This window comes from Allocoprococcus similis (assembly GCF_054660775.1).
This window is the reverse complement of the sequence record NZ_BAAHSG010000010.1, coordinates 94,902-108,066: the sequence shown is the minus strand read 5'-3', so window position 1 is coordinate 108,066 and position 13,165 is coordinate 94,902. Positions and strand designations below refer to the sequence as shown.

General features: G+C 43.9%; 14 protein-coding genes. 2 read left to right on the top strand and 12 right to left on the bottom strand.

Features of this window, described 5'->3' with window-relative positions; translation table 11 throughout:
- Positions 1 to 8: 8 nt before the first annotated feature.
- From ACYQ5K_RS06050 to mtaB, 6 genes are all read right to left on the bottom strand, one after another.
- Positions 9 to 656: an O-methyltransferase gene (locus ACYQ5K_RS06050; RefSeq protein ID WP_459777365.1), complete on the bottom strand. Its 648-nt coding sequence runs from the start codon at positions 654 to 656 to the stop codon at positions 9 to 11.
- Between the two features lie 157 nt (positions 657 to 813).
- Entirely contained in the window at positions 814 to 2,478 is a 1,665-nt protein-coding gene (locus tag ACYQ5K_RS06045; protein ID WP_117556117.1) for a ribonuclease J, read from the bottom strand.
- A gap of 123 nt (positions 2,479 to 2,601) precedes the next feature.
- Complete coding sequence (locus ACYQ5K_RS06040) at positions 2,602 to 2,868, bottom strand: DUF1292 domain-containing protein (RefSeq protein WP_008375002.1); 267 nt, start codon at positions 2,866 to 2,868, stop codon at positions 2,602 to 2,604.
- Between the two features lie 39 nt (positions 2,869 to 2,907).
- Entirely contained in the window at positions 2,908 to 3,336 is a 429-nt protein-coding gene (ruvX, locus tag ACYQ5K_RS06035; protein WP_173687803.1) for a Holliday junction resolvase RuvX, read from the bottom strand.
- A gap of 12 nt (positions 3,337 to 3,348) precedes the next feature.
- Entirely contained in the window at positions 3,349 to 3,606 is a 258-nt protein-coding gene (locus ACYQ5K_RS06030) for an IreB family regulatory phosphoprotein (RefSeq protein ID WP_008374998.1), read from the bottom strand.
- 51 nt (positions 3,607 to 3,657) lie between these two features.
- Positions 3,658 to 4,983, bottom strand: coding sequence for a tRNA (N(6)-L-threonylcarbamoyladenosine(37)-C(2))-methylthiotransferase MtaB (mtaB, locus tag ACYQ5K_RS06025; RefSeq protein WP_459777364.1), 1,326 nt, complete (start codon positions 4,981 to 4,983; stop codon positions 3,658 to 3,660).
- A 134-nt stretch (positions 4,984 to 5,117) separates the two neighbouring features.
- Here mtaB and ACYQ5K_RS06020 point away from each other — a divergent pair, with 134 nt between their 5' ends.
- Entirely contained in the window at positions 5,118 to 5,351 is a 234-nt protein-coding gene (locus tag ACYQ5K_RS06020) for an HPr family phosphocarrier protein (protein WP_008374994.1), read from the top strand.
- Between the two features lie 90 nt (positions 5,352 to 5,441).
- On the opposite strand, the gene thiI is transcribed toward ACYQ5K_RS06020, so the two are convergent.
- The 6 genes from thiI to pheA are packed head-to-tail and all read right to left on the bottom strand — an operon-like array spanning position 5,442 to position 12,026.
- Positions 5,442 to 6,623 carry a tRNA uracil 4-sulfurtransferase ThiI gene (gene thiI / locus ACYQ5K_RS06015; RefSeq protein WP_008374992.1) on the bottom strand — a complete coding sequence of 394 codons (1,182 nt, stop codon included), beginning with the start codon at positions 6,621 to 6,623 and terminating at the stop codon, positions 5,442 to 5,444.
- 9 nt (positions 6,624 to 6,632) lie between these two features.
- Complete coding sequence (locus ACYQ5K_RS06010) at positions 6,633 to 7,790, bottom strand: cysteine desulfurase family protein (RefSeq protein ID WP_459777363.1); 1,158 nt, start codon at positions 7,788 to 7,790, stop codon at positions 6,633 to 6,635.
- Positions 7,791 to 7,849: 59 nt separating this feature from the next.
- Positions 7,850 to 8,587 (bottom strand): 16S rRNA (uracil(1498)-N(3))-methyltransferase, encoded by a 738-nt coding sequence (locus ACYQ5K_RS06005; RefSeq protein WP_459777362.1) that lies wholly within the window; start codon positions 8,585 to 8,587, stop codon positions 7,850 to 7,852.
- A 19-nt stretch (positions 8,588 to 8,606) separates the two neighbouring features.
- Positions 8,607 to 9,569 carry a 50S ribosomal protein L11 methyltransferase gene (gene prmA / locus ACYQ5K_RS06000; RefSeq protein ID WP_459777361.1) on the bottom strand — a complete coding sequence of 321 codons (963 nt, stop codon included), beginning with the start codon at positions 9,567 to 9,569 and terminating at the stop codon, positions 8,607 to 8,609.
- Between the two features lie 13 nt (positions 9,570 to 9,582).
- Positions 9,583 to 10,872, bottom strand: a complete 1,290-nt coding sequence (locus ACYQ5K_RS05995) for an ATP-binding protein (RefSeq protein WP_195230908.1) — start codon at positions 10,870 to 10,872, stop codon at positions 9,583 to 9,585.
- 23 nt (positions 10,873 to 10,895) lie between these two features.
- Positions 10,896 to 12,026: a prephenate dehydratase gene (pheA, locus tag ACYQ5K_RS05990; protein WP_195230905.1), complete on the bottom strand. Its 1,131-nt coding sequence runs from the start codon at positions 12,024 to 12,026 to the stop codon at positions 10,896 to 10,898.
- A 217-nt stretch (positions 12,027 to 12,243) separates the two neighbouring features.
- On the opposite strand from pheA, the gene pyrB reads away from it, so the two are divergent.
- A complete protein-coding gene (gene pyrB / locus ACYQ5K_RS05985; RefSeq protein WP_459777360.1) occupies positions 12,244 to 13,164 on the top strand; it encodes an aspartate carbamoyltransferase in 921 nt (306 codons plus the stop codon).
- Position 13,165 lies beyond the last annotated feature (1 nt).

Below are 13,165 nucleotides of genomic sequence, written 5' to 3'. Positions count from 1 at the left end.
TCCTGTTTTTATTTTCGCACGCTCAGTGCCACTCCATCTCCCAGAGGAAGAATAGATGTCTCAAGCTCAGGATGATGTTTCAGAGTATACAGATACTCTCTCATCCGGCTATGAATCGTGCGGTCTCTTCTTTCCACCGCAAAACGTGACTCAATAATATCTCCGTCCTGCAACACATTATCCGTGATCAGGATCCCTCCCGGCACAAGGAAACGCATCACCTGTTCTAAATATACCGGATATTGTCCCTTTGCAGCATCCATAAACACAAAATCAAAGCCTGCATCATCCGGCATGCCTTTCATAATCTCCAGTGCATCGCCTTCAAGCAGCGTAATTTTCTGTTCCATACCTGCCCTGGCAAAATTGGCTCTGGCAATCGGAATCCTTTTTTCGTAATTTTCGATTGTTGTTATGTGACATTCCTCCGGAGAATATTTTCCCATCAGAATTGCCGAAAATCCAACTGCTGTCCCAATTTCAAGAATCTTTGCCGGACGTTTGATCTCCAGCATTACTTTCAGAAAACTTTTTGTTTCTTTGCGGATGATCGGAACCATGTCCGCAAGGGCTTCCTGTTCGATCTCATCGAGAACGGGAATATCCGCGCTTTCCAGAGAATGGAGGTAAGTCGTCAGTCGTTCTTCTACTATCATATCTTCCTCTTTTCTTTTTCCAAAGAAATTCTTATCCTATACATTTATTATAGAAGCGCAGACAAAGTTTATTTTCTTTTCAACTCTGACTGCGCTTCTTTATGCAGATATCTTCGCATCTGCTTATTTTCACAAAAATGCCACAGGCATCTTTATATTATACATCCATAATGATCGGAAGGATCATTGGTTTTCTCTTGGTTCTTTTCCAGATAAAGTCATTCATTGTGTCGCGGATCACAAGCTTAATCTTGCTCCAGTCAGCATGACGGCTCATCAGACATTTTTCAACTGCTTCCGTAACAACCTTCCGTGCCTCTTCCATCAGGCTTTCGGATTCACGTACATAAACAAATCCACGGGATACGATATCCGGTCCTGCGAGAAGCTGGTTGGTACGCTTTTCCAGTGTCAGAACAACAATCAGGATTCCGTCTTCTGCCAGATGCTGACGATCACGCAGTACAATATTACCGACATCACCAACACCGAGTCCATCTACCAGGATTTCTCCTGTGTGTACCTTATCTACAACTTCTGCACTTTCATCATCCAGTGCAAGTACATCGCCTGACTTGAGAATGAAAATGTTGTCCTTCGGAATTCCAAGAGATTTGGCAATACCTGCGTTCGCTTTCAGATGGCGGTATTCTCCGTGAACCGGAATTGCATATTTTGGTTTTACCAGTGAATAGATCAGCTTCAGCTCTTCCTGGCACGCATGTCCGGATACATGCGTATCCTGGAAAATAACATTCGCTCCCTTTTCAGAGAGTTCATTGATAATATTCGATACCGCTTTTTCATTACCCGGAATCGGATTAGAACTTAAAATGATCGTGTCACCCGGCATGATCGAGATCTTCTTATGGATATCTGCCGCCATACGTGACAGAGCCGCCATAGATTCTCCCTGGCTTCCGGTTGTGATGATCGTTGTCTTCTCTCTTGGATAGTTTTTCAACTGATCTGTCTCGATCAGCGTATTCTCCGGCACGTTCAAATAGCCCAGCTCTGATGCAACCGAAATGATATTTACCATACTGCGGCCTTCTACAACAACTTTACGTCCATACTTGTAAGACGTATTGATGATCTGCTGTACACGGTCTACATTCGAAGCGAAGGTTGCTACAATAATTCTTGTATTGGAGTGTTCGGCAAAAAGCCGGTCAAATGTAGCTCCCACTGTCCTTTCTGACTGTGTAAAACCAGGTCTCTCCGCATTGGTACTGTCTGACATCAGTGCCAGTACCCCTTTCTTGCCAATCTCTGCAAAGCGCTGCAGGTCAATCGCATCACCAAATACCGGTGTATAATCTACCTTAAAGTCTCCGGTATGCACAACAATACCCGCCGGCGAATAGATTGCCAGTGCTGATGCATCCTGGATACTGTGGTTCGTCTTGATAAATTCAATCCTGAATTTTCCAAGATTGATCGACTGTCCATGGCGCACTACTTTTCTTTTGGTTGAGCGGAGAAGATTGTGCTCTGTGAGCTTTTTCTCGATAATTCCCATAGTCAGCTTTGTTGTATAAATCGGCAGATTAATCTCTTTGAGCACATAAGGAAGCGCTCCAATGTGATCCTCATGTCCATGTGTGATCACAAAGCCCTTCACCTTATCCGCATTGCTCTTAAGGTAACTGATATCCGGGATTACAAGATCGATTCCCAGCATATCATCTTCCGGGAACGACAGTCCGCAATCCACTACAATAATACTGTCTTCGTATTCAAAGGCAGTGATATTCATTCCGATCTTTTCAAGACCTCCAAGCGGAATGATCTTAAGTTTTGAGTTGCTTTTTTTCTTCAATCTCACACCTCCATATATTTTTATGTATCTCATCCGTACATTTAATTATCGTAAAATTCGGAGTCCGCCCCTGTGTGCGAACCCCGTTCTTATCTGCCAGAAATATTCTTTTGACAGTTCCGTCTACACTTCAATCTCCACGTCCTCCAGAAGCTCTTCGAACACCTTGAGTACGGCATTAAGTTCTACTTCCTCTTCTACCATCTCATAAACGCTGTCCTTCTCTTCCGGCGCACTTGTATCCTTCAAGATCAGGCACTCTGCATCATCCTCTTCTGAATCTGCAACCAGAAGGTAAGTCACTCCATTCAGTCTGGTCTGCTCCACAACAAAAAATTCTTCTGCTTCGCCGCCTTCTCCGCATGTAAACGTTAATTTTTCATTCTTCATATACTTTCCCCTTATCGTCTGATTGTATTCCAAAGCCTGTTACTTCTGCATATCCAGAGAGTCCAGATATCCCTGCAATATAAATACAGCCGCAATCTGGTCCACATACTGCTTGCGGTTCTCCCGTCTTACACCGGATTCCATAAGTGTCCGTTCCGCTTCCACCGTTGTAAGGCGCTCGTCCCACATCACGATCTCGATGCCGGTACGCCGCTTCAGCATCTCACCAAATTCCAGTGCCTTCTCTGCCCGTTCTCCGATATCATTATTCATATGTTTCGGAAAACCGATCACAAACTTCTCTACTCCATATTCGGCTGCAAGGCTCTCAATCCTTGCCAGTGTCTTTCGAAGCTTGTTCTCGTCCTTCCTCGTAACCGTCTCCACTGCCTGTGCCGTAATCCCCAGAGGATCACTTACAGCAACACCTACGGTCTTCGTACCATAATCAAGTCCCATTATCCGCATCATATCTTCAACCTACAGTTCATGTCTGATATAAGCTTTTAATAATTCTTCTACAATCTCATCCCGCTCAACCTTCATCACAAGGCTTCTTGCTCCGTTATAGCTGGTAATGTATGTAGGATCACCGGACATAATGTATCCTACAATCTGATTCACCGGATTATATCCTTTTTCCACCAGAGCATTATATACAATTTCCAGAATATCCTTTGCCTGGATCTGCGGTCCTGTCTCTACCTGAAAAAATTGTGTATTCGTTATATCTTTCATCTTACGACCTCCAATACTTCATATTCATTTTAATATAATCTATACAAAAATTCAATGCATAATTTGTGAAAGTGAAGTAAGTTCTATCTCTTTTAACTGATTGGTCCACCGGTCTGCCTGTTCCGGTTCGCATGGAACCCCAATCCGGAGATATTCCTTGGTGTACCCTGTGACATAATTTTTCCCATCACGCTCTGTCATTTCTTCAAAGAGAACTTCCACCTTTTTTCCAAACCATCCTTCTTCATAGCGCTGCATTTTTTCGCGGTTCAGCTCCAGCAAGATATTGCTTCTTCGCGTTTTTTCATGTTCCGGGATCTGCCCGTCCATCTTCGCAGCTTTCGTTCCCTGGCGCTTTGAATACTTAAATATATGCGTCTCATAAAAATTGATGCTGTCTACAAAATCCCGGGAGGCTTCAAATTCTTCCTCTGATTCTTGCGGGAATCCTACGATCACATCGGTTGTCAGTGCCGGATTTTCAAAATACTTCCGTAGAAGCTCACATTTTTCCCGATATTCTGCCGCATCATATCTGCGGTTCATCCGTTTCAGGGTTGCATCACATCCGCTCTGCAGAGACAGATGAAAATGCGGACAGATCTTCGGAAGGCAAGCCAGTTCTTTTGCAAATTCTTCCGTCACGATACGCGGTTCCAGAGAACCCAGACGGATTCTTTTGATCCCTTCAACTTCATGTACCGCGCGGATCAGATCCAGAAGTCCTTCTGTCTGCTTTCCATTTTCATCTTTCCATTCCAGTCCGTAAGAACTGAGATGGATTCCGGTAAGCACCACTTCCTGATACCCATGTTCCGCAAGTGTGCGCACCTCTTCCACTACATCTTCTTTTTTCCTGCTGCGCACGCGTCCTCTCGCATAAGGAATGATGCAATAGGTACAGAACTGGTTGCAGCCATCCTGCACTTTCAGATATGCCCTTGTATGCTCTGCTGTCCGGGAAAGGTGTAGGCTCTCATACTCGGAGGTATGATTAATGTCAATGACCTCCTGCATCTGTTCCGGAATGTCTTCTTTAAAATATTCTTCCAGAAGGCGGATCAGATCCTTTTTTTTATTATTCCCGATTACAATATCTATATTCTCATCCAGCTCCCCCATATCTGCCTGCGCCTGCACATAACAGCCAGCCGCTACGATCACTGCATCCGGATTCTGTTTTCGGGCACGGTGGATCATCTGTCTGGACTTGCGGTCTGCCATATTCGTCACCGAGCAGGTATTGATCACATAGACATCTGCCAGATCATGAAACGGTACGATCTCATATCCGTTCTTTTCCAGCAGTTCCTGCATCGCTTCTGTTTCATAAGCATTTACCTTACAGCCCAGGTTGTGTAATGCTGCTTTTTTCATAACTTCATCCTACTTTCAATATTTATAACATTTAACGAAAATTTCATTTATTCTTCGGCGTTTTGTTCCTTGACTTTTTTGCGTATAACTTTTAATATAACTATAGAAAATGAAATCAAGGAGGTGTGTTTTCAATGAAAACCGTACAAATTTCTTTAAATTCTATCGACAAAGTAAAATCATTCGTAAACGAAATCACAAAATACGATTACGATTTTGACCTGGTATCCGGAAGATATGTAATTGATGCAAAATCTATCATGGGTATCTTCAGTCTTGATCTTTCTAAACCGATCGATCTGAACATCCATGCTGAGAACCAGGATGCTGATAACATCATTGAACTTCTGAAACCATACTTAGTATAATAGAATGCGAAGTATCAGGACGCAGTACATTTTTGTACTGCGTCCTTTCCTTTTTGAGGAGAGCCTGGAAAAGCTCCCCTTTTTCTTTTATTATTTTACGATGATCGTCTCCACAGTATTCACTGCTTCTGCAAACAATTCATCAATCTTTTCACTTAAGTTCTCTTCTGATTTGCGGATCACTTCTACATTCGGTTTGGTAACCGGATGTTTTGCCACGAAGATCGTGCAACAGTCTTCGTATGGAAGAATGGAAGTCTCGTAGGTTCCGATCTTCTCTGAAATATCTACGATCTCCTGCTTGTCAAATCCGATCAGTGGCCGGTATACCGGCAATGTACATACATCGTTGGTTGCCATCAGACTCTGCATGGTCTGGCTTGCCACCTGTCCGATACTCTCACCTGTGATCAGCCCTAAACATCCGTCTTCTTTTGCAAAATGCTCTGCGATCCGCATCATATAACGGCGCATGATGATCGTCAGCTCGTCATGCGGGCATTTTTCATAGATATAAAGCTGGATGTCGGTAAAATTGACTACATGCAGCTTGATCGGTCCTGTGTATTTGGAAACCTGCTTTGCAAGGTCTACAACCTTCTGTTTTGCTCTCTCGCTGGTATACGGCGGTGCATGGAAATAAGTTGCCTCCAGTCCGACACCACGTTTGGAGATCATATAACCTGCAACCGGACTGTCGATTCCACCGGAAAGCAGAAGCATCGCGGTTCCGTTGGTTCCGATCGGCATTCCACCAGGTCCCGGAATGATCTCAGAATAGATATAGATCTCTTCTCTGACTTCTACGTGAAGCAGTACATCCGGATGATGGACGTCTACACGGATCTCCGGGAATGCATACAGGATGGCTTCCCCAAGGTCATAGTTGATCTCCATCGATTTCTTTGGATAGGTTTTTTTTGCACGGCGGGATTCCACTTTAAATGTGATGTTCTTATCCGGATATACTTCATCCATATATGCGATCACATCTTTTTTCAGTTCTTCAAATCCTTTATCCTCTACGCGGACAACCGGGCAGATCCCGACGATTCCGAATACTCTCTTCAGAGCTTCTACTACTTCGTCCCCATCATAATCTCCGTCACAGTCCACATAAACTCTTCCCTGTGCTTTATAAGTATGGAACAATCCGTCCAGATCCTTTAAAGAATGCTTAATCTGTCTTACCAGCGCATCCTCGAACATATAACGGTTCTTTCCCTTGATTCCGATTTCTCCATATTTTATCAAATAAGTCTGAAACTTCATTCTTTCCTCCTAATGGCGTGTGTACTTTCTAAGCATCGGTACACAATTATATAATGTTTCCAGCGTATAGTCAATTTCTTCTTCTGTAGTAAATTCTGACATACTGAATCTGAGCGTTGCGTCCAGATATTCTTTTCCGGCTCCAATTCCCTTTAACACTCCGCTGATCGCCGGATGGTTGGATGCACATGCCGAACCGGATGATACGTAAATCCCCTTCTCTTCCAGTGTATGAAGAAGAACCTCACTCCGGATTCCTGCAAATCCCACACTGATGATATGTGGTGCACTTGTTTCATCATAAAGCCCATGGATCACGGTATGATCGATTTTCTGTACCCCTTCGATAAAGCGCTGTTTCAGGGCACGCATATGTGCTACCTTTTCATCCAGATCTGTGTAAATCGTCTTTGCTGCCAGCCCGATCCCTGCAATCCCCGGTACATTTTCTGTTCCGGAACGCATGTTTTTCTGCTGCTCGCCTCCGAAAATGATCGGTTTTACTTTTGCTTTTTCATTGATATAGATAAAACCGATCCCCTTCGGGCCATGGATCTTATGTCCGCTTACAGAAAGCATATCGATTCCCATCTTTTTCGGGTAAATCTTATATTTTCCAAATCCCTGTACCGCATCTACATGGAACAGAATATTTTTATTGTAAGCCTTTACGATCGCAGATGCTTCTGCGATTGGCTGAACCGATCCTACTTCGTTGTTCACATACATGACTGATACAAGGATCGTCTCGTCACAAAGCGCTTCCTTTAACGCATCCAGGCGAATCCGTCCATACTCATCAACCGGAAGATAGGTCACACGATAGCCCTCCTCCTCTTCCAGGTAACGCATGGTATTGAGAATTGCCGGATGTTCGATCGAGCTGGTGATCAGATGCTTACCGGCACGGTGATTGGCACGTGCACCTCCGATCAGTGCCAGATTGTCGCTTTCTGTTCCACCGGACGTGAAATAAAGCTCCTTTTCCTGCACCTTCAGAATCTTCGCAAGTGTTTCCTTCGCCTCACGGACATAAGCTTCTGCATCCACACCTTTTTTATGCATGGAGGATGGATTGCCGTAATCCTCACACATCACTTTTCCGACTATATCACGAACACACTCATAGGCTTTCGTTGTTGCTGAATTATCCAGATAAACTTCCATTTTTCTTTGTCTCCCAAACACTTCTTCTCTTTATCTTATGCAGTTCTTCGCCTGCCGGTCTACTTCTCCAGTTCAAACATCAATACGGCAAGCGTTGCAAGTCCGGCTGTCTCTGTCCGCAGGATCCGTTTGCCAAGGGTGATGACCTTAGCTCCCCTGCTGACTGCCACATCAACTTCTTCCGGTTCAAACCCTCCCTCTGGTCCGATGAAAATTCCGACAGACTGTCCGCTCTTAATCTGACGGATCACTTCTCTTGTCGCTTCCATACCGCCCGCAAGCTCATACGGAAGCAAAATCACATCAAGCTCCTCTGCCATTTTCATGGCTTCTTTATAAGAAAGCGGCATGGTAACTTCCGGGATCCGGTTTCTTCCGGCCTGCTTTGCCGCACTTTCCGCGATAGAATTCCAGCGGTCTGCTTTTTTCGCTGCTTTCTTATCATCCAGCCGAACAACAGAACGCTTCATTGCTACCGGAATCACCTGATACACGCCAAGCTCCACCGCTTTTTGCACGATCAGCTCCATCTTATCGCTTTTGGGAAGTCCCTGGAAAAGATACAGCTTTGACGCCGGTTCAGTATCCGCTTCCATCTCTTCCAGAATATGCAGAACCGCCACATCTTCTTCATAAGCTTCCACCTCGCACAGATAGGTTCTGCTTTCTCCATCACTGATTTCAGCCTTTTCATGCAGCTTCATCCGGAGCACATTCTTCATATGATTAACATCTCCGCCTTCAATCCGGATCTTATCTCCGGAGATCTGCTGTGGTGTCACAAAAAAATGATGCATCTTTTCTGATCCTCTCTGTCTACGCTTTCGTTTCTTTTCTCGCTGTTACAGATACCCATTCTCCCTGATGATGAACCTCCAGGACCGTAAGACCTGCCGCCTCTACCGCTGCTTTTACCGTCTCTTCCTTGTCTTCGATGATACCGCTTGTCACGTAGATACCACCATCTTTTAACTGGTTTACGATCACCCGTGTCAGCGGCACCAGTACATCTGCAAGAATATTCGCTACAACGATATCATAGCATCCATAACCAACTTTATCCTGAACCGCTTTATCATCAATGATATTTCCGATCATTACTTCGTATCTATCCTTTGAAATACTGTTGACTTCCATATTTTCATAAGTTGCATCAATCGCACACGGATCCAGGTCTGTTCCTACAGAATACTTTGCACCGAACATCAGCGCCAGCATTCCAAGGATTCCACTTCCGCATCCTACATCCAGAATTCTGGTGTCCTCTGTCACATATTTGCGGAGCTGACGGATACAAAGCTGTGTGGTCTCATGCATTCCGGTTCCAAATGCTGTTCCCGGATCGATATGCACGATCATTTTGCCTTCGTCTTCCGGTTTTACTTCTTCCCATGACGGAATGATCAGAATATCATCCACATAGAACTGGTGGAAATATTTTTTCCAGTTATTGACCCAGTCCACATCCTCTGTCTGCGATTCTTCAATCGTTCCTTCGCCCACTTCCACATAGGCACGCATATCTTCCAGTTCATTTTTTACACTCTCCAGAAGGCTTTCTTTTTCTTCGTCCTCTTCCAGATAAAAGCTGATATATGCCACTCCATCATCAATTCCTGTCTCCGGAAGGATATCTACGAACATCTGCTCCTTTTCTGCCTGTGTCATCGGGATCTTATCTTCAATCTCGATTCCCTGTACACCAAGATCCATCAGCATACTGCTGACAATATCCTCTGCCTCTGTTGTTGTCTTTAATCTGAATTTATTCCACTTCATATCGGTTCTCCTTTTATTGCTGTCCAAGCAGATAATCAATAAACTGCTGTGCGGTACGTCCGCTTAATCCGCCATGGCTCAGTTCCCATTTGTTTGCTTCCAGAAGGAGCTTTTCCTCTTCCATCTCGACACCATAACGCTCTGCAAGTGTGGTGACGATCTTCTGGAATTCTTTTTTGTCCGGTTTGCCAAAATAGATGGTCACACCAAATCTTGCTACAAGAGAAAGCTTCTCCTGTACAGTATCATTGGTGTGCAGTTCTTCATCTCTGTCAGCTTTGTCTTTGAATGTCTCACGTACCAGATGTCTTCTGTTGGAGGTTGCGTAGATCAGGATGTTGTCTGGTTTCTTCTCCAGACCGCCCTCGATTACAGCTTTCAGGTATTTATATTCAATCTCGAATTCTTCAAATGAAAGATCATCCATATAAATAATAAATTTATAATTACGGTTCTTGATCTGTGCGATCACATCATTCAGATCTTTAAACTGATGCTTGTACACTTCGATCATACGAAGTCCCTGGTCATAATACTGGTTCAGGATTGCCTTGATCGAAGAAGATTTACCGGTTCCGGCATCACCAAAAAGCAGACAGTTATTAGCTTTTTTGCCCTTTACAAATGCCTCGGTATTATCGATCAGTTTCTTCTTGGCAATGTCATAGCCCACCAGATCATCCAGATGGACATGTGCGATCTTGGTGATCGGCACGATCTGTGCTCCTTCTTCCGTGTGCTCAATACGGAACGCCTTGTGAAGTCCGAAAGTTCCCACTCCGAATTCTTTGTAGAACTGGGTTACGGTTGTCTTAAATTCTTCTGCATCATCTGTCTGTGCAAGTGCTTTGCTTAAGTCACAGATCCGGTCGCGGATCCTTTTGTTAAATACATGTCCTTTGGCACTGACCGGATGATAGTCCTCGATCAGTTCCAGACTGTCTGTACCGATTTTTTTACCCATCTCTTTCAGATCATATTCGAACAGTTCTTTGAAAATCTGAAAATCATGAAGGGCAGCTTTATTGACGCTTCCCTCTACCTCTCCTACCACTTCGCAGGCTGTGCTGTAAGCATTCTCACTGTTGGCAAGCAGGAAGGTCAGGAAAGTATGCCAGAGATTTCCTTCAAATCCGTAGTTTGCAGCCAGCTCGATCAGCTCATTTAAATTTTCAAAAAGAAGGCTTTTTAAATCTTCTTTATTATAATAATCATTATCTGCATTGTCGATCAGAAATGTCATATCACGAAGCAGATCTTCGTGTTCCATATAACGGTATAATATCAGCTCATTTGTTCTCATAGCCATGTCCTCTCTTTTTCAGTCTAATAATTTCCGAGAATCTTTAAATTCAGTGCTTCTTCCCTGAGTCCGCGGATCGCATTCTTCACTGCCGCATCTGCCAGATTTCCTTCAAAGTCTACAAAGAAACGATATTCCCAGCTTTTTCCTTCTACCGGCCGGGATTCAATCTTTGTCATATTCAGATCATTGTAAATAAAATGGGAAAGCAGATGGTACAGTGTTCCGCTCTCATGCGGTATCTCAAAACAAATACTGATCTTGGATGCATTTTTCAGGAATACTTTCTGATTCGTAACAATGATAAATCTTGTACTGTTGTCAGATTCGTCATTGATCTCTCTTGCAAGGATATCCAGTCCGTAAAGCTCTGCTGCATATTCGTTGCAGACAGCTGCCTGCGTGGTATCCTGGTCTTCCATCATCTTCTTGGCCGCCATAGAAGTATTGGCAACACTGATCTGCTGCCAGATTCCGTGTTCATCCAGAAAATGGGATGTCTGCATCAGTCCCTGTGGATGTGAATACACTCTTTCAATACTGGAAAGTGTAGTTCCTTTCACTCCGGCAAGCATATGCTTGATCGGAAGGACCGTCTCTCCTACAATATAATTTTCAAATTCCACCAGAAGGTCATACACCTGCGTCACCGGACCTGCAGAAGAATTTTCAATTGGAAGGACTGCATAATCTGCGCTTCCCTCTTCGATTGCCTCCATCGCATCTCGGAATGACGGTACATGAAAATTTTTCACATTTTTCCCAAAATATTTCAGCATGGCTGCCTGATTATTAGCACCTTCCACTCCCTGAAATACCACACGTGCACCATCAAGGTCCAGCTGATCCAGTCCGATAAACGGAAGTCTTCCCAGAACTCCTTCCTCAGAAAGGCGCTGATACTGCAGCTTTCTGCTCATGCTCATCAGCTGTTCAAAAAGCTCCCGGATCCCTTTTTTGTTGAAATCTGTAGACACCTTTTCCGCTACTGCTGCCAGCTTCTCATTCTCTCTTGTCTTATCAAATACCTTGCGTCCGTTCTTTATCTTATATTCTGCAACTCCTTCGCAGACTTTCATACGTCTCTCATAAAGCGTGGTGATCTGGTCATCGATCACATCCAGCTCTTTTCTCATCTCTTCCAGACTCTGCATCGTCCCACTCCTTATCGTTTTATCCTTATGTCTTCTTATGCCAACATTACTAATTTTTCATTATAATATATTTTCTCTGTAAAATCTACATTTCTTCGCAAACCTGCTCAGAAAAAACATGTAAATCTTTGTTGAAATGATCATGTTTTTGTTATATTATAGATAAAGAATATATGAACCCGCACATATTCTGCGGTTATTTTTAAGGAGGTTTCTTATGAGACATTTAATGAGTCCTTTAGATTTTTCTGTGGAAGAGCTCGATAAGCTGATGGATCTTGCAGGTGATATCGAAGCTTGCCCGGAAAAATATGCACATGCCTGCGCAGGCAAAAAGCTTGCCACTTTATTCTATGAGCCAAGTACCCGTACCCGACTTAGTCATGAAGCAGCAATGATGAATCTCGGCGGTAATGTACTTGGCTTTTCTTCGGCAGCTTCCAGTTCTGCTACCAAAGGGGAAAGTGTAGCAGATACGATCCGAATGGTTTCCTGCTATGCAGATATCTGTGCGATCAGACATCCAAAAGAAGGTGCACCGATGGTTGCAGCCCAGCACTCTTCAATCCCGGTGATCAACGCAGGTGATGGCGGACATCAGCATCCGACACAGACACTGACTGACCTTTTAACCATCCGTTCTTTAAAAGGACGTCTGAACAACCTGAAGATCGGACTCTGTGGAGACCTCAAATTCGGTCGTACCGTACATTCTCTGATCAATGCCCTGGTGCGTTATGAGAACATCGAGTTTGTACTTATTTCACCGGAGGAACTCCGTCTGCCAGGTTATGTACGCAAAGACGTACTGGATAAGAAAAATATCCCATATACAGAAGTAGAACGCCTGGAGGATGCCCTTCCGGATCTCGATATCCTTTATATGACACGTGTTCAGAAGGAACGTTTTTTCAACGAGGAAGATTATGTCCGTATGAAAGATTTCTACATCCTGGACAAAGCAAAAATGGAGCTTGCACCGAAAGATATGCTGGTTCTCCATCCACTTCCACGAGTCAATGAAATTTCTGTTGAAGTTGATGATGATCCAAGAGCTGTTTATTTCAAGCAGGTACAGTATGGTGTCTATATCCGTATGGCACTGATCCTGACACTTTTGGATATTCATGTAGATTAAG

Coding starts and splice junctions, on each gene's coding strand:
- ACYQ5K_RS06040 (WP_008375002.1), bottom strand. CDS start 2,868: ATGAAGAATGAAAAATTAACGTTTACATGCGGAGAAGGCGGCGAAGCA.
- prmA (WP_459777361.1), bottom strand. CDS start 9,569: ATGAAGTGGAATAAATTCAGATTAAAGACAACAACAGAGGCAGAGGAT.
- ACYQ5K_RS06030 (WP_008374998.1), bottom strand. CDS start 3,606: ATGAAAGATATAACGAATACACAATTTTTTCAGGTAGAGACAGGACCG.
- ACYQ5K_RS06020 (WP_008374994.1), top strand. CDS start 5,118: ATGAAAACCGTACAAATTTCTTTAAATTCTATCGACAAAGTAAAATCA.
- mtaB (WP_459777364.1), bottom strand. CDS start 4,983: ATGAAAAAAGCAGCATTACACAACCTGGGCTGTAAGGTAAATGCTTAT.
- ACYQ5K_RS06010 (WP_459777363.1), bottom strand. CDS start 7,790: ATGGAAGTTTATCTGGATAATTCAGCAACAACGAAAGCCTATGAGTGT.
- pyrB (WP_459777360.1), top strand. CDS start 12,244: ATGAGACATTTAATGAGTCCTTTAGATTTTTCTGTGGAAGAGCTCGAT.
- ruvX (WP_173687803.1), bottom strand. CDS start 3,336: ATGCGGATAATGGGACTTGATTATGGTACGAAGACCGTAGGTGTTGCT.
- ACYQ5K_RS06050 (WP_459777365.1), bottom strand. CDS start 656: ATGATAGTAGAAGAACGACTGACGACTTACCTCCATTCTCTGGAAAGC.
- ACYQ5K_RS05995 (WP_195230908.1), bottom strand. CDS start 10,872: ATGAGAACAAATGAGCTGATATTATACCGTTATATGGAACACGAAGAT.
- ACYQ5K_RS06005 (WP_459777362.1), bottom strand. CDS start 8,587: ATGCATCATTTTTTTGTGACACCACAGCAGATCTCCGGAGATAAGATC.
- thiI (WP_008374992.1), bottom strand. CDS start 6,623: ATGAAGTTTCAGACTTATTTGATAAAATATGGAGAAATCGGAATCAAG.
- pheA (WP_195230905.1), bottom strand. CDS start 12,026: ATGCAGAGTCTGGAAGAGATGAGAAAAGAGCTGGATGTGATCGATGAC.